The organism is Algibacter lectus (genome assembly GCF_004368925.1).
Taxonomy (GTDB): Bacteria; Bacteroidota; Bacteroidia; order Flavobacteriales; family Flavobacteriaceae; genus Algibacter; species Algibacter lectus.
This window is the reverse complement of the sequence record NZ_SORL01000008.1, coordinates 868,411-886,314: the sequence shown is the minus strand read 5'-3', so window position 1 is coordinate 886,314 and position 17,904 is coordinate 868,411. Positions and strand designations below refer to the sequence as shown.

Here is a 17,904-nt window from a genome sequence, read left to right as displayed (position 1 = left end):
GCTTAAATCATGGAAAAAACATCTTATTATAAAGCGTTTGTAGCCCAAACGCCCGAGGTTATCTTACAATCTATTTTAAAAAAAGAAGAACCTATTTTAATAGCTATTTCTTTAACCAACGGCAGTTACATAGAAGGTACTCTCCTAGATATTTCAGAAGAAAACAAACATCAAAAATCGGTTTGTATTCTTTCAGAAAACGATAACGTATCATTTTTTAACATACACGACATTATTGTTGTAACGGTAAAACAACCTAAAAAAATGGTTGTAGAATTATCTAAAGGCGCTATTAGCAGACCTTTATCCTCTACCAATCAAGAACTAACGGTTTTACAGCTTAAACGCTGGTTAAATAATGAAAAATCACTATTGGGAAATCAAATAAATGATTTAAAAATAGACACACTCAATTTAAAAGAATTAAATAATAGATTGAATGTTCAAGACGTATTTGCTGCACTGCAAAAAGCTATAAACAATATCACTACAGATAACTTGGGTAAGGAAGCTTATCAAGTACTCGATACTATTGTATTCGAACAAACGGAAACACTTCAACTTAAAATTCAATCTAAAACATTAATCATATCTCTAGCTATAGATAAGGCTTTGCCTGAAAATCTAGCTAATACTTTAGAAGAAAAGCTTCTTCAAATATTATAAAAAAATAAATACACTCTTAAAAAAATAAAATTATGGGACTTAAAGAAAAAAGAATTATCCAAGCCTTTCAAAACGATTTATTTCCAGCATTAGAAACTGAAATTAACACAGCTGCAGGTTACACTGTACCTTTAAATATTTCATGGAATACCCTTATGGAAGATCGCTTTTCTCATATATACAACGATACATTTCCAAAAATATATTTTCTTCCATTAATAGAAGCTTTTAAAGCTATTTGCGTAGACACGATGGGTGTTGAACTTTTACAAACCGGATTAAAAGAAGTGGTTATTGTAAACGAAAACAACGAGCATAACATAGAACGCGCCATTACTTTTGAAGATGGTATTCTAAAAATAAACCACAGCCCAGTTATTAATGCGGATAAGATTGAAGATAGAGCAGCACGCATTATTTCTTTATTAGAAGATAAATTAGAAGAATTTGCTGAAGGAACTCCTGATACAGCAACTACAGAAACTTCTGCTGCCCCTACCGAAAAGAAACAAGAAGCAACAGAAGCTCCTAACAAAATGACAATACAAGAATTGTATAATCAATCGCTTGTTCTTTCTCTAGAAAAACAAGAGATTTTTAGTGAAATGGTAGAAGGTTTAGCGTGGAGTTGTGATATGCTTGAAGGTAAATTAACTTATGGTGACGATCAGGTTTTTGATATTCAAGTAATAGGAACTTATGCCGAAAACGAAAAAAGCTGGTTATGGGCATGGGCAAATAAGCAAAGTGGCATTCCAGAAAAGTTTACACAAACATCTTTAGCCATAAAAGCTATTGGTGAAGCCTACCAAATAGACGACTTAACAAGTCCTAAAATAGAATTAAACTCCGACCCTGGTGCTTATTTTTCAACCATAATCTCTTCTATGTTAAAAGAGAGTTGCTACGTACCATTAACTTTTAAAGGCCTAACCGTTTATGTTACTGTTACCTCTAAAGAAGCCGATGACAAGGCTAGAACTGCACCTGCTTTAATTTGTTCTCACTTTACACAAGTTGCAGCAAGCTATAAGTTTCCACATAAATACAGCTTATACTTTTACTTAAAAGCAAAAGGTTACGAAGTAGAACTTCCTGGTAATAATATTGTTGCTAAAAAGGATGACGATCAAATTCTTGGAATTTTCGATTTAAAAGGAAGACTTATGAAAATTTCTAATTCAAAAATAACAGTTCAAGCTTAAAAACATTATGGCATATACATCAGAAACTATTTCAGACCTAGAAAAAGAACACCAAGCAGCTTTAAATACAGCTCAGGAAAAAATGATGGCAGATTTAAATGAAGCACAAACTTCAGGAAATCACACCAAAATACAAGAAGCAAGTGTTGAGTTTCAAAATATAACAACAGAGCTAGCTCAAGAATACACCAAACGCATTGAAGAAATTAATGCTTTAAACCATAAAGCTGTGGCAGATAACGAGCCACAAATCTATACTAATAACCGTGCCAACATCGATTTAAATCTACTAGTTTACGATGGTGACAGAGATTTTGTTATTGAATTTCAAAAAGACGAATTAATACAAGACACTTTAAAACGTGTAAACGAAAACAGCGGTAAATTTAAGTCTAGAAAGCACTTACTGAAATCGAGTTTAAGGCTAACTAAAACCTTGGCTCCCATGCTTCATGAAATTGGGGAGCATTGTAAAAACACTTTAAAATTAAAGGCTGACATTGAGTTTTTTGTATACCAAAGTGACATCTTTAACGCATCATGCTATCCGCCAGACGACAATAAATTATACATTATTTTATCTTCAGGAATTTTAGAACGTTTCTCTAAAGAAGAATTAACTTTTGTTGTTGGGCACGAAATCGGACATGTACTTTTCGAACATTTTGATTACCCAGTTCGTCAAATTTTAGATGAAGGTGAAAACCACTTAGCACCAATACATGCCATGAAATTATACGCATGGAATAGAAATGCAGAAATAAGCGCAGATAGAGCAGGGTTATTATGTTGTCAAGATTTTGAAGCTGTAGGCCGTACATTCTTCAAACTATCTTCTGGAGTTACTACAGATTCTTTAGATTTTCAACTTAATGCTTACATTGAACAATTTGTAGATCTCGAAGAAGTTTTAAACGATGCCAACCACGACCCTTCCGATTGGTATAGCAGTCATCCATTTAGCCCGCTAAGAATTAAAGCTTTGGAGCTTTTTAACAAAAGTGAAACCTATGCTGAATTTAACCCAAACATTACCGGTGAAATTACAGAGGAAGCTATGGAGGTTGAAATTAAACGTATTATGTCGTTAATGGAACCTGAAAATCTGGATGATGAAAGCGAACATTCTGAAAAAATTCAACGATTAATGTTCTTAGGTGGATACCTTATTTCGAATGCCGATGGCGTTGTAGACGATTCTGAAATACAAGCATTAAGTAGTATTGTTGCTCCTAAAATTTTCGCTAATTGTATGATGACTATCAAAGGTCTTACAGAAGATGAAATGATAGACGAAGTACAACAACTTACCAAAGATTTAGATATTGTATTATCCGTAATGCAAAAACTAAATATTCTTAGAGATTTATCTATTATATCGTATGCCGACGGAGAAATAGATGATAGTGAAATTAATGTTTTACACAATTTGGCAAGGCTTTTATATATTAACACAGATTTTATAGATCGTGTTATTAGTGATGCACAAGGTGTAAATTAGTTAGTGTTTTAAGGATGTAAATTATTAAAACAGTTTTTCCACAATAAAAGGTAGTAATTTAATTTACTGCCTTTTTTGTTTTCATAAAAACAGCTTAGTTGGATATACAAATAGACTAATAATATAGAAAAAGCTGCTAATTAATTTTTTATCAATATCTTTAGAGAACCAAATTGGTTAACCAATTAAAACAACTCTAAACTAATTGCATGTATACAATCGCTAAGTTATTATTATTTTCTCTATTTTTTATAAGCTGTTCTAGCGAAAAAGCAAATACAGACGAGGATGATATTTTAATTGAACCAGAAGCTGAAATAGATGATTCTGAAACCAATAACGCAACAAAAACACCAAGCGGAACTTGCAGTACAACCGTAAATTTCGAAGATTTAGTGGTAGAAACTAGTTGGATATCTCAAGACACAGGAAATCGAGATACTTTTGATGCCTGCAGTGTAGACGGAGAAAACTGGATGGATAGATACAATACCAATATTGTTATGTTAACCTGTTTAAGTGGTGATAGCCATAGAACAGAATTAAAGGAAAACATAGGAGATGAAGCTGCTTTAAATCATTATAAAAAAATGACCTTTACTGCTAAGTTTACAGGTATTCCTGAAAATGGAGTTACAATAGCCCAAATCCATAATAGAGGAACAGATGTAAAAAGACCATGGATAAGGCTTTACTTTGATCACGATAAATTCATTAAAATAAAGGAAACAGAAACAAACCCAACCGGCAGCAGTTCTGATTACACAACATACACAGGCCCAGAATATACAGAAAATCAAGAAATTACTATTACTGTTATTACGGGTGAAAACGGCGAGAAAAAAGCAGAAATGAGTCTGCAAATGGGCGAGATATCATGGACACAAGCCCTTTCTCCAAGTGAAGCTTGGAGCACTAAAAGTGACACATATTACTTAAAAGCTGGTGTATATACAGAAGGAAATGATACATCACCAAAAGTAGAATATAGCGCATTTTCGATAAACCATTAAAAGCACAAAAGCTGTTATAAATAACTTAGAAAAACCTCCCGATCAACTTCTTCTGCACCTAAACTTTCTAAATGGTTAGTATACACTTGGCAATCTATTAGCTTGTAATTAGTGTGCTGTATAAAGGTAATAAAACCAACTTTACTAGCATTGCTAACTTTGGTAAACATACTTTCTCCGCAAAACACGCCATTATTTAAATCAACACCATAAAGTCCTGCTACAAGTTTGTCATACTGCCAAACTTCGATAGATTTTGCGTAACCTTGTTTATGTAGTTCTACATAAGCATCAATCATGTGTTGTGTAATCCAAGTGCCAGCTTGTCCATCTCGTTTCATTTTAGCACACTCGGTAATTACTGCTTTAAAGTTTTTATTTACGGTGACTTCAAAATTGGAATTTCTTAAAACCTGCCGCATACTTTTAGAAACTTTAAGTTTCTCTGGAAATAAAACAAAACGCGGATCTGGAGACCACCATACAATAGGCTCGGCATCATCAAACCAAGGAAATATACCCGTCTTATAAGCAAGTATTAAGCGCTCTACAGATAAGTCGCCACCAATAGCGAGTACACCTTCAGGAGACGCTTCCGAGACATCGGGAAATTGTATATTTTCGTTTAAATAGTACATTTAACAACTGTTGTAGTATAGCGTTCTCTTTAAATAAACTTCTAGAGAATCTATTATTAGTAAAAATAAAAAACCTCAACATTTTAAGTAAAATATTGAGGTTTTTTTATTTGACTTCCAACTACGTGGATATGCAAAAATTTTTATTTAGAAAGGTAAATCGTCGTGATCTTCTTCTTTTAAATCTCCTGCTGGTTCAAAAGCATCTGCTGGTGGTACAGCTGGCATACCTGCTCCAGAAGCTTCTGCTTGTACTGCTTCAATTCTCCAACCTTGAATTGAGTTAAAATATTTAGTTTCTCCTTGTGGATTAACCCATTCTCTACCACGTAAGTTAATGCTAATTTTAACTTGTTGTCCTTCTTTATAACTATTTAATAAATCTGTTTTATCTTGTACAAACTCCACCATAATGTGTTGTGGATATTGCTCTTCTGTTGTCACTACAATCTCTCTTTTTCTAAACCCATTTCCACCGAACGTTTGAGTTTCTCCAACCATTTTTACTCTTCCTTGAACTTCCATTTTATATATTTATTAGTATTCGTAAAATTAAAATGCCTTTATTTAAGACAGTAATATTTTCCAAGCATTTTCAACATCACCTAAACCCAAATAATCTTGAGCTAATTTATGTTTTTGCTCGTTTGTTGCTGCTTTAATATTTAAAGTACTCGTCTCTAAATTACTAACAAAAGCCTCAACACTCTCGGCTGTTGGCAAAGCTTCCACATTACCCAACATACCTAAATCGTTTCCTGTTAAAATCATGCTTTTTTTAATCGCATCAGGAAAACTATCCACTCCAATACCTTTAGTTGCAATAGGCTTTGGTATTTCAAAAAAACCAGCTTTCGCACGGCTATAATAACTACCACCTGCTCTAGCAACTAAATCTAGTTTTTCTTGGTTTATGGTATCATCTTCGTTTAAAACAGCATCATCAATATGCAATTTAACAACCTCACAAATCACCAAATTACCAGCGCCACCTTCATGCCCTAACCTAATAACTTCATTCACCTTACATTCTATCTGTATAGGCGATTCGGCTACTCGAAACGGCTTCACAATATCAGATTTCAACATGGTTAACCCAGCTTTATCAAATTCGTTAACACCATCAGCATACTCCGTACTCGATAATGACATTTGATGCACTAGATCAAAATTAACCACATTAATTACCACCTCTTTTGTTGCCTCTATATTTAGCAACGTATGCTTTTCTGTATTATCTCTAACACGTCTAGCAGGCGAAAAAATTAATATTGGCGGCTTTGCGCTAAACACATTAAAAAAACTAAATGGTGATAAATTAGGCTTCCCTTCTGCATCCAAAGTACTTGCAAATGCTATTGGTCTGGGTGCTACGGCACTTAACAAATAACTGTGCAATTTACTTGTTGGAACACTTTTAGGGTCTATAGATACCATTAAGTTCTTTAATTTCGACAAAGGTAACTATTCTCTTTTGGAACTAAAAACAGATTTACTAACAACTTTGAACAATAATATTAACAGATTTGCATTATATTACTTGATAATTAATAATAACATGATTTTCACCAAATATAATGCCGCATTTCGTTGGGTAATGATAGCGACATCATTCATTATTGTCTCTCTTATTCTGTGGAATACTTACGAATTTTTTCAGCATTTTAAAAAGGAGGAAAGTATAAAAATGGAAAATTGGTCGTTTGCTCAAACCGATTTTATAAACGATGAAACCAATGGCGATTTAGAACTTACCCTTAAAATTTTAAGCAGTAACAAAACCACACCAATGCTTGTTATTAATGAAGATGGCAGCCTTGGTAGTTATAATAATATTGACGAAACAAAGATTACCGACTCCGTTTATGTACAAAAACTAATTACCAGATTTAAGGAAGAGAACACCCCAAAACATGTAAAAATGGGCAACACCATAGTAAGCACTATTTACTACGGAAACTCACCGCTACTGAATAAATTAAAATACTACCCTTTGGCATTACTGCTTATTATTTTTCTGTTTTCGGCAGTGATTTACTTTTTTTACAGCAGTAATAAAAATGCTGTACAAAACAAATTGTGGTCTGGTATGGCTAAAGAAACCGCACATCAAATTGGCACGCCCCTATCCTCTTTAATTGGTTGGACTGAAATTTTAAAAACTGAAAATGTAGATCCCGATTATATTCTTGAAATTGAAAAAGATATAGACAGATTACAAACCATAACCGAGCGTTTTAGTAAAATTGGCTCTTTACCAACTTTAGAACCCGCAGATATAATTAAAGAAACTTTGGAGTCTTTTGATTATTTAAAATCGCGATCATCCAAATTAATAGAATTTGAAATAAAAACACCAGTAGACCCAATTCCTGTAAATTTAAATAAACAACTTTACAGTTGGACTATTGAAAATTTAGTTAAAAACGCTATAGATGCCATGAAGGGCCGTGGTAAGCTAAAAATTGAAATTTCGCAATTAGAACTGCAAGTTAAGATAAGCATAACCGATACCGGAAAAGGTATTGCTAAAAAGGATTTTAATAAAGTTTTCGAACCAGGTTACACTACAAAAAAACGCGGCTGGGGCTTAGGCCTATCGCTTACCAAACGTATTATTGAAGATTTCCATAACGGAAAAATAAAAGTATTACAATCAGAAAAAGGTGTAGGCACTACGTTTCTAATCACTCTAAAACGCGCTTCTCATGACGAAACAAGATAAGCTTATTACCGTAAAAGAAGTTGTTTTAAAAAACTACTGTCCTGAATGTTATAATAACGACGGCATGCAACTCACCTTTAAACAGCGCTTTATTGAAACCACATTTTACAAACGTATTACAGACGACATTAAACATGTGCTAATCTGCAAAACTTGCGATTCTATAATTTATCCTGTACAATGGGATGAGGATATTGAGCGTGTTTTCGAATATCAAAAAAGAGCTTTTATTCCGAAAAAAACATCGCGTCAATTTAAAAAACCAGCTTACCTTATTTTCGCCCTACTCGGTGTGGCAATTGTAGCGGTAATTGTTACGCTTTTAATTTACAATAAGATTATAAATTTGCCTTAATAGCTTCGGCTAAAGCTACAAATTCTTCTGTAGATAATTTTTGTTTCTGAAGAAAACGGGCATCTTCCATAGATTGTAACGGAATTAAATGCACATGTGCATGTGGCACTTCTAAACCAATTACAGAAACACCAATACGTTTACATGGCACCGCCTTTTCAAGAGCTAAGGCTACCTTTCTTGAAAAAGACATTAAACCATTATAAGTCGCTTCATCTAAATCAAAAATTTTATCAACCTCCTGCTTAGGAATACAAAGTGTATGCCCTTTTGCATTTGGATTAACATCTAAAAACGCTAAAAAATCTTCGGTCTCTGCTACCTTGTAGCATGGAATGTCTCCGTTTATAATTTTAGTAAAAATAGATGCCATAATTTATGTTTTTTATATGTGTCTTTATCTTTTTAAAATTTTCGCTTTCGCGGAAATAGGACATGATTTTTTTTCTATCGAGAAATTTCAACAATATCGAACTTCATCACGCCATTTGGCACCTGAATTTCGGCAACATCTCCAACCGATTTACCTAGCAAACCTTTTCCAATAGGTGAGTTTACCGATATTTTTCCGGTAGCTAAATCTGCTTCACCATCGGCAACCAAAGTATAATTCATTTCCATACCATTGGTTTGATTTTTAATTTTCACTTTAGATAAAACCAAAATTTTAGAGTTATCTAATTGCGACTCGTCAATAACACGCGCACCAGCCAAAGCATCTTCTAATTTCGAAATTCTCATCTCCAACATACCTTGCGCTTCTTTAGCGGCATCATATTCGGCATTCTCACTTAAATCGCCTTTATCTCTTGCTTCTGCAATAGCTCTAGAAGCTTTTACACGTTCCACATCTTTTAATTGCTTAAGCTCTGCTCTTAATCTTTTTAATCCTTCAGGTGTATAGTAAGATACTTTACTCATAACTTCATCGTTTACTTAATAAAAAAAGATTCCGAAATACGATTTAATAACAATTATTAAAGCATTCGGAATAAAAAAATCCCGTTCACACGAGATTCTAAAACAAATATACAAAATAAATAACTCAATTTGCTTTTTGTTGTAAATTGCAAATCAAATTTTTAGTTAAAAAATGAAATTATTATCATCTGTTTTTTGCATTATTTTTTTAATCAGTTGTAGCTCGGATACAGTAACCGAAAATCCGTACTTACCAAACTACAGCTTTAACACCGGAAGCCTAATAAACACCAACTTACCCGAATACAGCCAACTAAAATTTGCTGCAAATTCTATTATTTTACAAAGTCCATATGGCATTAATGGCGTGGTTCTTTATTATGCCGGTGGCGACAACTATAACGCCTTTGAACTTACCGACCCGAACCACCAATTAAGCAGTTGTTCCACTTTAAGTGTTAACGGCATTATTGCTACTTGTGATTGCGACGACGGCAACTCCTATGATTTACTTAACGGCATTAAAATGGAAGGCACTACGGGCACTTACCCATTAATACGCTATCGCGTGGAGGTTTCTGGATCTTTAATCAGGATATATAACAATTAAAAAAAAGCGACTCTTTCGAGTCGCTTTTTTTAATGCTATTTCAAAACATTTTATATTTAAAACTTTAATGTAGCGCCTACTAAAAAGTTAGACGTTGCTTGTGGATAGTATCCAGCGTAATAACCTGTACTTGTTCCTGTCTGGCTTCCTGAATCATCATAATCATAAGATCCAAAATAACCGTTAGACACATACTTTCTATTTAATATATTATTTGCTAATGCAGATAAAGTAATCGACTTAAATATCTTGTTCATTTTTATAAGGTAGTTTATGCTAATATCGTTTACAAAATAATCGCTTAGAACAGAATCTTCATTATCTATATTTCCCATATATTGCTCACCAACAAACTTACTTAAAAGTGATAATTGTAAATTTTCTACAGGTGAAAAGTTAATAGCATTTCCTATAACAACTTCTGGCGAAAACGAAATATTTGTACTTCCTAAATCAACAACTTCACCATTTATAGACGAATTGAAATTTTTATTTTTATTCGTACTCAGCGCAAAATTAGTAGCTATACTAAACATTTTACTAAATTGAATATTCGCATCAACCTCCAAACCTAAACGGTAACTTTTTCCGCTAGTAGCTCTTATTGGGCTTCCAACATCATCCAACTCACCTGTTAAAACCAATTGATTTTTATAAAACATGTAGTACAAATTAGAATTTACGCTTACTTTATTTTTATTAAAACGCCACCCTAACTCAATATCTCTAAGTGTTTCGTTTTTGGTAACCCCTGCTTCAAAATCATCACGATTTGGTTCTCTATTTGCCACAGCAAAAGAGGTGTAAAAACTGCTAAACTTAGAATTTTTATAAGTTAACCCAACTTTTGGATTGAAAAAACTAAAGCTAGCATCGGTAGTAAAATCAACTCGATCAGAATTTAATCCGTTTGTTTTGTAATCTACAAAACGACCTTGCAAATCAACAAAACCAATAAGTTGTTCACTTAACTTAACAGTTGCTTTAGAGAATACACTAAAATCGTTTTTAGTAGCATCACCATCATAATAATGATCTCTAATGTTAGCATTTACAGCTAAATCGCTACCCCAAATAACCTCTCCAAAATGGTCACCATCATAAGAACTGTATGACAACCCTGTAATCACCTCAACGGCATTGTTCTTATAAGTAACGTTAGCATTAACAACATAGAAATTATTATCTAACCAACGACGCACAATTACATCAGAATCTTCTTCAATTAAATTATTAAAATCAGCCGCAGATTCTTCTGTTTTATACTGCTCAAAATAACCTTTCCCTTTGGTGTAGTTTAAACCTAAGTTTGTAGACCAGTTATTATCAAAACGCTCATTCCAATGCAATTGATAATGATCTTGCCAATAATTATCGGTTTCATTATCGTAAGTATATGGGTTTTGTCTACGATTTTCCTTAAGCTCATCGGCAGTTAAACCATACCAGGCTTGGTAAGTACGCTCTTCATTCCCAAAAGTTAACGCTTTTATTAATGTATTGCCGTCTTTATAAATTCCTTGTAAAAAGTAAGATTTTAGATCAGTAAAAGCACGATCTACATAACCATCGGAATTTAATTTTGAAAAACGACCAGAAATCTCAAAATGATCATTTAACAAACCTGTACTTAATTTTACAGTATGCTTACGTGTACCAAAACTCCCAAAGCTATTAGAAATCTCACCAGAGGCCTCATCAGAATACGCATCGGTTAAAAGGTTTAAACTCGCTCCAAAAGCGCCAGAACCGTTAGTTGAAGTACCAACACCTCGTTGCAATTGTAAACTCTGTGTAGACGATGCAAAATCGCCTAAATTCACAAAAAATGTACCCTGACTTTCAGGATCATTATAAGGAATTCCGTTAATAGTAACATTAACACGTGTTCCATCCGTACCACGTACACGAATACTTGAATAACCAATACCCGCCCCAGCATCACTAGTAGTAACTACAGATGGCAAAAAGTTAATAAGCGTAGGAATATCTTGCCCTAAATTACGTTTTGCAAGTTCTTCTTTAGAAAGGTTGGAGTGTGTAATTGGCGAATCGGCATTTACACGCACCGCTTTTACTAAAACCTCATCGAGAGTTTCTGTTTTAGTAGAATCTTGTTGTACTGGATTTTGTTGTGCATTAACACAAATTGATAACACAAAAAGTGCTAAAAAAAGAAACATATTTTTCATTACGACTATATTTATAATCGAATAAAAAGAGGTCATTATTCTTTAAAAATTAATTAGTTTTCGAAATACTAAGCCAAGCTTAGCATAACTATTTACAACATTTGCATGATGTAACATTTCCTAAACAGCATTACCTGTTCTAGGTTCAATGGGTATGATCTCAGCCGATATTAGGCACCCCTTTTTTGAGAACGCTGCAAAAGTAATTAAGAATTTAGAATTAACCGTGCAGAATGAAATAATTCTTTTTCTAATCTAAATTTGGCTTACGTCTATTCGCTTTTTTATCAGAAAGGTTCTTTTTGTTTTTTAATCGTTTTCTAATAACCGATTTAGGTATTTTGGTTCGGATACGCTTTTTAGGAACCGCAAGCGATGCTTTTATAAGCGCAAAAAACCGTTTTATAATAAGGTCTTTATTTTTATGCTGACTTCTACTTTCGCCACATTGCATTAAAAGCACACCGTTATTAGTTAATCGATGCTTTAATTTAACTAACAAACGCTCTTTTTGATTTTCGGAAAACACAAACGAATTTCCCAAATCGAAACTAAGTTCAATTTTAGAAGACACCTTATTTACATGTTGCCCACCCGCACCTGAGCTTCTTACTGCTTTAAATTGTAATTCTTGAATTAACGCGACTTCACTAAACATATTACCCCTGGTGTTCCGGCTTTAATAAATCGTTAACCGTTTTAACTGGGCTAAACGTACGCAATGGCACCTCAACAAAAATAGTAACCCAATCGGCCATACTTCCATTCCATAAACCAGGAAGTTCTAACGCCTGAATATCGGTTCCATTTTGTGTTTTCATGGTAATAAAAGCAGCTTCAGGATCAACAAAATCTAATAAATCGAATTTTTCACCTTTATAATCTTTTACACCGCAAACCAAGTCGGTTGGATTAAAATGTGTAGCGTTTTCTACAATTTTAGCTTGCCCTTCGTTAGCAATATCAATTTGAGCAAACTCTACAATTTGTAAAGACACTTCACCATTATAATCTTTTACCCAGAACGGTCCACCACCAGGTTCGCCTTCATTCTTAACCATACCACAAACACGAATGGGTCTATTTAACTTACTCTTTAAGTAGTTTTTCTTTTCTTCGGAAGCAAAATCATCAAAATCATCAACCAAAGACACATTCATTTTTTTAGAAACATACATTGCTATGGCAAGCAAATCTGCTTCTGAAACTTCATCTTCATCTAACTCTTCTAAGAATTTAAAAGCACGCTCTTGCACTTCTACTAAAACACCCGCAAGCATTTTTTTATATTCCGAAACTTCTTTATTCTTCTCGAAAACAACAATATTATCGATGTTCTTTATAAAAAGGATGTCACTATCTAAATCATTCAAATTCTCTAACAATGCCCCATGCCCTGCTGGTCTAAACAAGATAGAACCATCATCATTTCTATAAATTTCATTAGTTGTTGTTAAGGCTAATGTTTCTGTTTCTTCTTTTTGATATGAAAAAGAAACATTAAAAGATGTGCTTGTTTTTTCTTCTAAAGCACTCTTAATTTTATCGAGTTCTGTATTGAAATATTTATGATGCTTCTCAGAAACCGTAAAGTGTAAATTGGCTTTATTGCTAGATGATGCATATAGCGTAGACTCCATTAAATGCTCCTCAAAAGCTGTTACAACACCGGTTTCATAAGTATGAAATGGCAACAAACCTTTTGGAAAAAAGCTATAATTTAAGCCAGACTCATCTAGCATTGCTTTTACAAACTCTAAGCAAAGTTCTCCGGTAGTTAAACTTTCTACATTCGCTTTTACAGATTTAATTTTCGCTAAAACCTGATTATAAAAAGGAAACTGCCTAATACCAGTAACAAACGTATGAATTAAAGTATCATTCGTATTTTCGATATAAGCTTCAATAGATTCTCTATTAGGATCGTACTTTTTTAAAAACTGAAATAAGAATTTAAACATTCGTGTTGCCGCACCAGAAGCAGGAACAAATTTCACAATATTTAAATCGTTTTTCTTAGCTTCAAAACTAGCAATAAAATCACGAGTTTCTTCATCTGTATAACTTTCAATACCACTTCCTATATTTGCAGCTGCAATTAAGTTGGAATAAGACATCCCGTTTTTTATTCGAGAAACCTGCCCTTCAACTTGTTTTTCCGTTATGCCTTTATTTTTAATCTGTATAATATCTTGTTCAGAAAACATCATTTCTTTTTTAATGTTGATCTATATGCTTAAATGGCTGTTTTGAGTCGTTTTATTTATCGTCTTTCAACAACACATATGATCGTTTATTAATTATTTTTTTATTTTAAAAAGCGTTAAACACTTCATACCTTTTCTCTGATTTTTCATGTTAACCATTTGCTTTTTAAGGCATTTCAAGATAAGTCAAAAAACACAATTTGCAAGTATTTTCTCTAGCAAATATTTCATTTCAACTTCAACACTTCTATACTCCATTTATTCATCAAGCAAACAAAACATGTTTATGTCGTTTGAAAAGACTCTTTTATATTTTTCTTCCAAGATAAATAGCCATAAACAGCTATAATTGTAAACACAAAATATTGCAGACTAGTAAACGTAAACCCCTTATAAAAATATAGCGGTACCGAAATAATATCTCCAACAATCCAAAACAACCAGTTTTCAACTTTTCGCTTTGCCATTAGCCACATACCAACAAAAAATATACCGGTTGTAAGCGTATCAACATAAGCAACCCAACTGGTCCATTTTCCAAATGCATGGTAAACTAAATAAACAAATACCAAGGTGGCTAAAAATATAGCCAAACTAAGTTTTTTCTCGTTAAACGTTGTTTTAGATATAGGAGTTACATCGCTTTCGTCCACTTTACGTGTCCAAATATACCAACCATAAACGCTCATTATAAAATAGTAAGCATTAATCATCATGTCTCCTAAAAGCTCCCACTTGTACAATAAATACACAAAAATAACAGTGCTTATCATACCGGTTGGAAAGACTAAAACTTTATTTTGTTTTGAATACCATACCGATAACAAACCAAAAATAGTGGCGATAATCTCTAAAGAAATATCAATAGTTTCGTATTCGGAATATTGCTTGAAGAAAAAATCAAAAATGCTATCCATAACAATAAGTTTGTGCTTAAGTTTATTTTTTTAACGCCTCAAAAAACAATTCGTCCTCCTCAAAAGCAGTCCCAATAACCACTAAATCGGCTCCCGAAGCATAGGCGTTTTCCAATTGATCTAAATTACGAATACCTCCACCAACTATTAAAGGCAACTCCGTTTCTTGTTTCACTTTTGAAATTACAGTACCCAAAACAGGAAAACGTGCGCCACTGCCCGCTTCTAAATATATAAGTTTCATACCTAACAACTGCGCTGCTTTGGCTGTATCCACTATTTTTTGAATATTACTTCTTTCTAAAGGCAACGTTTCAGTAACTTGCTGCACAGCTGTTTCCTTGCCGCTTTCAATTAAAATATAACCAGTTGAAATTACCTCTAACGTTGTGTTTCTTAATTTAGAAACAGCCTCAACATGTTTCCCGATTAAATACTCTGGATTTCTACCCGAAATTAAAGATAAAAACAAAATAGCATCTGCCTTTTCGGTAATTTGAGTAACATCACCCGGAAATAAAACAATAGGCAATTGGGTGTGTTTTTTAATTTCTTCAACTAAAATATCGGTAACATCCAAATCTACAATACTACCGCCTACAAAAATATGTGTAGCAATAGATTGATTTACTTTTTCTATAAACCCTACTGTATTTTCAACTAAAAATTTATCCGGATCGATTAAAACCGCTAGCTGCTTGGTGTTGTTTTGTATGTTTTGATAAACATGTCTCATTCTCCTATGGCATATGCACAAACAAAACCTTCAAACTCAAAAAACTGTACTAAGTAGCGGTATTTTTTAGTTTCATAATCTATCCAAGCCATGGTTTCTTCATCTTGCAATTCAAAAGGAATAACCAAAAAACACTGTTTAAAACTAGTGCCTGGTGTTGCAAAAAGCTTATAAAGCGATTCTTTTACACACCAAATGGTTGTTAACTTTTTTATGTAATCACTTTGTTCTTTATCTAGGTAATCGGCTTCGTAGCCAATAAATTTATGAGCAATTACTGTAATTTTATCGCGCTGCTTTTCAATATCAATACCAATAACTTGATCACTAACAATCACAGCCGAAAAATTAAAAGAGTGTGTTATCGAAATCTGTTTCCCATCCTTTAAATGAGGCTTTCCATTGTCATCATAAATCAAATCGGCATCGGCATAACCAAACTCAGCCAATAATTTACGTACACTTAGAAACCCACGCTGGTGCAGCTCACTTTTCATGCCCAGCACACGTTTTAGAGTCTCTGGCTTTAAAGTTACAGCAGCCATTAAATCATCGAAAGATTCAGTAATCTTCCACATTTTAACAACAGTTTGTGAATTTGGCGTTATGGTTTTATAAAGAGGCATTTAATATTCTGAATGTTATTGATTATCTTTGCACAATCTTAGGCAAATTATACGATTTCGACGAGCGAATTTAACCATTTTAACACGAATCGCAATCCTGTTTAAGTTATTAAATAAAAAAGAATATTGATATGAGCACAAAAACAATTCCTTACGTAGCTAGCAAAGTAAAAGATATTTCTCTTGCGGCATGGGGACGAAAAGAAATAGAATTAGCCGAAGCCGAAATGCCAGGTTTAATGAGTCTTCGTGAAGAATACGGTAACTCGCAACCTTTAAAAGGCGCGCGTATTGCAGGATGTTTACACATGACGATACAAACAGCCGTTTTAATTGAAACACTACAGGCTTTAGGTGCAGAAGTAACTTGGAGTTCTTGTAACATTTTTTCTACACAAGATCAAGCAGCAGCTGCCATTGCAGAAGCAGGAACAGCGGTTTATGCTTGGAAAGATATGACTGAAGAAGAATTTGATTGGTGTATTGAGCAAACACTTTTCTTTGGTGAAGATAGAAAACCATTAAACATGATTCTTGATGATGGTGGTGATTTAACTAACATGGTTTTAGATAAATACCCAGAATTAGCAGCAGGAATTAACGGACTTTCAGAAGAAACTACAACAGGTGTTCACCGTCTTTACGAGCGTGTAAAAAACGGAACATTACCAATGCCTGCAATCAACGTAAACGATTCGGTAACAAAATCTAAATTCGATAACAAATACGGTTGTAAAGAATCTGCAGTAGATGCCATTCGTCGTGCAACAGACCTTATGCTTGCCGGAAAACGTGTAACTGTTTGTGGTTATGGTGATGTTGGTAAAGGTACCGCTGCCTCTTTTAAAGGTGCAGGATCTATTGTAACAGTAACAGAAATCGACCCAATTTGTGCGCTTCAAGCAGCAATGGACGGTTTTGAAGTTAAAAGACTAGAAACTGTAGTTGGAAATTCAGATATCATTATCACAACAACAGGAAATAAAGACATTATCCAAGGGCGTCATTTCGAAGCTATGAAAGATAAAGTTATCGTGTGTAACATTGGGCATTTCGACAACGAAATCGATATGGCTTGGTTAAACAAAAACCACGGTAACACTAAAAACACAATTAAACCACAAGTGGATAAATATACTATCGACGGTAAAGATATCATTATCCTTGCAGAAGGTCGTTTAGTAAACTTAGGTTGTGCTACAGGTCACCCAAGTTTTGTAATGTCTAACTCATTTACAAACCAAACTTTAGCTCAAATTGAACTTTGGACCAACGCAGAAGCATACGGAAACGATGTATACATGTTACCAAAAGCTTTAGACGAAAAAGTAGCTAAATTACACCTTGCAAAAATTGGTGTAGAGCTTACTGAACTTCGCGAAGACCAAGCAAGCTATATTGGTGTAACCGTAGAAGGACCATACAAACCAGAACATTACAGATACTAAAAAAACGATAGTTTTTTTTTATACTGAATTTGTTTCAGTATCTCAATAATAAATTAAATCCCAAGCAGCAATGTTTGGGATTTTTTTATTTGGGCAATTTTGTTTTGGGTTTTTCTCCCAAAACAAACCGCGCTTTCCGCTATA

Annotated in this window: 19 protein-coding genes; 8 read left to right on the top strand and 11 right to left on the bottom strand. The window is 33.7% G+C overall.

The genetic code is table 11. The features are described from left to right. The first annotated feature begins 9 nt into the window (after positions 1-9). From DFQ06_RS12175 to DFQ06_RS12160, 4 genes are all read left to right on the top strand, one after another. Entirely contained in the window at positions 10-666 is a 657-nt protein-coding gene (locus DFQ06_RS12175; protein WP_133967914.1) for a hypothetical protein, read from the top strand. Positions 667-698: 32 nt separating this feature from the next. Then, positions 699-1,871 carry a DUF6882 domain-containing protein gene (locus DFQ06_RS19480; protein WP_074937311.1) on the top strand — a complete coding sequence of 391 codons (1,173 nt, stop codon included), beginning with the start codon at positions 699-701 and terminating at the stop codon, positions 1,869-1,871. Positions 1,872-1,878: 7 nt separating this feature from the next. After that, positions 1,879-3,372, top strand: coding sequence for a M48 family metallopeptidase (locus tag DFQ06_RS12165; protein WP_133967913.1), 1,494 nt, complete (start codon positions 1,879-1,881; stop codon positions 3,370-3,372). A 209-nt stretch (positions 3,373-3,581) separates the two neighbouring features. Continuing rightward, on the top strand, positions 3,582-4,385 hold the full coding sequence (locus tag DFQ06_RS12160; RefSeq protein WP_042504684.1) for a polysaccharide lyase family 7 protein: 804 nt from the start codon (positions 3,582-3,584) through the stop codon (positions 4,383-4,385). 14 nt (positions 4,386-4,399) lie between these two features. Here DFQ06_RS12160 and aat read toward each other — a convergent pair whose 3' ends face one another. From aat to DFQ06_RS12145, 3 genes are all read right to left on the bottom strand, one after another. Then, the gene (gene aat, locus DFQ06_RS12155; RefSeq protein ID WP_133967911.1) at positions 4,400-5,023 is read right to left on the bottom strand and encodes a leucyl/phenylalanyl-tRNA--protein transferase; all 624 of its coding nucleotides are present in this window, start codon (positions 5,021-5,023) and stop codon (positions 4,400-4,402) included. Between the two features lie 147 nt (positions 5,024-5,170). After that, the gene (locus DFQ06_RS12150; protein ID WP_042497659.1) at positions 5,171-5,548 is read right to left on the bottom strand and encodes a DUF3127 domain-containing protein; all 378 of its coding nucleotides are present in this window, start codon (positions 5,546-5,548) and stop codon (positions 5,171-5,173) included. A 42-nt stretch (positions 5,549-5,590) separates the two neighbouring features. Further along, positions 5,591-6,460 (bottom strand): flavin reductase family protein, encoded by an 870-nt coding sequence (locus tag DFQ06_RS12145; protein ID WP_074937319.1) that lies wholly within the window; start codon positions 6,458-6,460, stop codon positions 5,591-5,593. Between the two features lie 121 nt (positions 6,461-6,581). Here DFQ06_RS12145 and DFQ06_RS12140 point away from each other — a divergent pair, with 121 nt between their 5' ends. Continuing rightward, complete coding sequence (locus DFQ06_RS12140) at positions 6,582-7,748, top strand: sensor histidine kinase (protein ID WP_042504680.1); 1,167 nt, start codon at positions 6,582-6,584, stop codon at positions 7,746-7,748. Then, positions 7,732-8,103, top strand: coding sequence for a hypothetical protein (locus DFQ06_RS12135; protein ID WP_042497664.1), 372 nt, complete (start codon positions 7,732-7,734; stop codon positions 8,101-8,103). Before DFQ06_RS12140 ends, DFQ06_RS12135 begins: the two co-directional genes overlap by 17 nt. On the opposite strand, the gene DFQ06_RS12130 is transcribed toward DFQ06_RS12135, so the two are convergent. Next, on the bottom strand, positions 8,087-8,476 hold the full coding sequence (locus DFQ06_RS12130) for an HIT family protein (protein WP_133967909.1): 390 nt from the start codon (positions 8,474-8,476) through the stop codon (positions 8,087-8,089). The two genes, DFQ06_RS12135 and DFQ06_RS12130, sit on opposite strands and share 17 nt — an antisense overlap. Before the next feature lie 74 nt (positions 8,477-8,550). Next, entirely contained in the window at positions 8,551-9,024 is a 474-nt protein-coding gene (greA, locus tag DFQ06_RS12125) for a transcription elongation factor GreA (RefSeq protein WP_042497671.1), read from the bottom strand. 172 nt (positions 9,025-9,196) lie between these two features. Between greA and DFQ06_RS12120 the strand changes: the two genes are divergently transcribed. Then, positions 9,197-9,634 carry a hypothetical protein gene (locus tag DFQ06_RS12120; protein ID WP_042504678.1) on the top strand — a complete coding sequence of 146 codons (438 nt, stop codon included), beginning with the start codon at positions 9,197-9,199 and terminating at the stop codon, positions 9,632-9,634. A 56-nt stretch (positions 9,635-9,690) separates the two neighbouring features. Here the strand turns inward: DFQ06_RS12120 and DFQ06_RS12115 are convergent, their stop codons facing one another. The 6 genes from DFQ06_RS12115 to DFQ06_RS12090 all read right to left on the bottom strand — a co-directional run bounded on the left by DFQ06_RS12115 (position 9,691) and on the right by DFQ06_RS12090 (position 16,312). Then, a complete protein-coding gene (locus tag DFQ06_RS12115; RefSeq protein ID WP_133967907.1) occupies positions 9,691-11,826 on the bottom strand; it encodes a TonB-dependent receptor in 2,136 nt (711 codons plus the stop codon). A gap of 250 nt (positions 11,827-12,076) precedes the next feature. Further along, positions 12,077-12,484, bottom strand: a complete 408-nt coding sequence (gene arfB / locus DFQ06_RS12110) for an alternative ribosome rescue aminoacyl-tRNA hydrolase ArfB (protein ID WP_042497675.1) — start codon at positions 12,482-12,484, stop codon at positions 12,077-12,079. 1 nt (position 12,485) lies between these two features. Continuing rightward, positions 12,486-14,036, bottom strand: a complete 1,551-nt coding sequence (locus DFQ06_RS12105; RefSeq protein WP_235833529.1) for a DUF4301 family protein — start codon at positions 14,034-14,036, stop codon at positions 12,486-12,488. A gap of 281 nt (positions 14,037-14,317) precedes the next feature. Next, on the bottom strand, positions 14,318-14,950 hold the full coding sequence (gene pnuC / locus DFQ06_RS12100) for a nicotinamide riboside transporter PnuC (RefSeq protein ID WP_133967905.1): 633 nt from the start codon (positions 14,948-14,950) through the stop codon (positions 14,318-14,320). Positions 14,951-14,972: 22 nt separating this feature from the next. Then, positions 14,973-15,686 carry a phosphoglycerol geranylgeranyltransferase gene (locus tag DFQ06_RS12095; RefSeq protein WP_133967903.1) on the bottom strand — a complete coding sequence of 238 codons (714 nt, stop codon included), beginning with the start codon at positions 15,684-15,686 and terminating at the stop codon, positions 14,973-14,975. After that, on the bottom strand, positions 15,683-16,312 hold the full coding sequence (locus DFQ06_RS12090; RefSeq protein WP_133967901.1) for a 4'-phosphopantetheinyl transferase family protein: 630 nt from the start codon (positions 16,310-16,312) through the stop codon (positions 15,683-15,685). Before DFQ06_RS12090 ends, DFQ06_RS12095 begins: the two co-directional genes overlap by 4 nt. A gap of 131 nt (positions 16,313-16,443) precedes the next feature. On the opposite strand from DFQ06_RS12090, the gene ahcY reads away from it, so the two are divergent. Further along, entirely contained in the window at positions 16,444-17,760 is a 1,317-nt protein-coding gene (ahcY, locus tag DFQ06_RS12085; RefSeq protein ID WP_042497681.1) for an adenosylhomocysteinase, read from the top strand. Positions 17,761-17,904 lie beyond the last annotated feature (144 nt).

What these genes read in the sequence shown, in the direction of transcription:
- DFQ06_RS12160 (WP_042504684.1), top strand. Translation starts at nt 3,582, where the DNA reads ATGTATACAATCGCTAAGTTATTATTATTTTCTCTATTTTTTATAAGC.
- DFQ06_RS12120 (WP_042504678.1), top strand. Translation starts at nt 9,197, where the DNA reads ATGAAATTATTATCATCTGTTTTTTGCATTATTTTTTTAATCAGTTGT.
- DFQ06_RS19480 (WP_074937311.1), top strand. Translation starts at nt 699, where the DNA reads ATGGGACTTAAAGAAAAAAGAATTATCCAAGCCTTTCAAAACGATTTA.
- DFQ06_RS12145 (WP_074937319.1), bottom strand. Translation starts at nt 6,460, where the DNA reads ATGGTATCTATAGACCCTAAAAGTGTTCCAACAAGTAAATTGCACAGT.
- DFQ06_RS12150 (WP_042497659.1), bottom strand. Translation starts at nt 5,548, where the DNA reads ATGGAAGTTCAAGGAAGAGTAAAAATGGTTGGAGAAACTCAAACGTTC.
- DFQ06_RS12165 (WP_133967913.1), top strand. Translation starts at nt 1,879, where the DNA reads ATGGCATATACATCAGAAACTATTTCAGACCTAGAAAAAGAACACCAA.
- ahcY (WP_042497681.1), top strand. Translation starts at nt 16,444, where the DNA reads ATGAGCACAAAAACAATTCCTTACGTAGCTAGCAAAGTAAAAGATATT.
- DFQ06_RS12130 (WP_133967909.1), bottom strand. Translation starts at nt 8,476, where the DNA reads ATGGCATCTATTTTTACTAAAATTATAAACGGAGACATTCCATGCTAC.
- pnuC (WP_133967905.1), bottom strand. Translation starts at nt 14,950, where the DNA reads ATGGATAGCATTTTTGATTTTTTCTTCAAGCAATATTCCGAATACGAA.
- DFQ06_RS12140 (WP_042504680.1), top strand. Translation starts at nt 6,582, where the DNA reads ATGATTTTCACCAAATATAATGCCGCATTTCGTTGGGTAATGATAGCG.
- greA (WP_042497671.1), bottom strand. Translation starts at nt 9,024, where the DNA reads ATGAGTAAAGTATCTTACTATACACCTGAAGGATTAAAAAGATTAAGA.
- DFQ06_RS12105 (WP_235833529.1), bottom strand. Translation starts at nt 14,036, where the DNA reads ATGATGTTTTCTGAACAAGATATTATACAGATTAAAAATAAAGGCATA.
- aat (WP_133967911.1), bottom strand. Translation starts at nt 5,023, where the DNA reads ATGTACTATTTAAACGAAAATATACAATTTCCCGATGTCTCGGAAGCG.
- DFQ06_RS12095 (WP_133967903.1), bottom strand. Translation starts at nt 15,686, where the DNA reads ATGAGACATGTTTATCAAAACATACAAAACAACACCAAGCAGCTAGCG.
- DFQ06_RS12135 (WP_042497664.1), top strand. Translation starts at nt 7,732, where the DNA reads ATGACGAAACAAGATAAGCTTATTACCGTAAAAGAAGTTGTTTTAAAA.
- arfB (WP_042497675.1), bottom strand. Translation starts at nt 12,484, where the DNA reads ATGTTTAGTGAAGTCGCGTTAATTCAAGAATTACAATTTAAAGCAGTA.
- DFQ06_RS12175 (WP_133967914.1), top strand. Translation starts at nt 10, where the DNA reads ATGGAAAAAACATCTTATTATAAAGCGTTTGTAGCCCAAACGCCCGAG.
- DFQ06_RS12115 (WP_133967907.1), bottom strand. Translation starts at nt 11,826, where the DNA reads ATGAAAAATATGTTTCTTTTTTTAGCACTTTTTGTGTTATCAATTTGT.
- DFQ06_RS12090 (WP_133967901.1), bottom strand. Translation starts at nt 16,312, where the DNA reads ATGCCTCTTTATAAAACCATAACGCCAAATTCACAAACTGTTGTTAAA.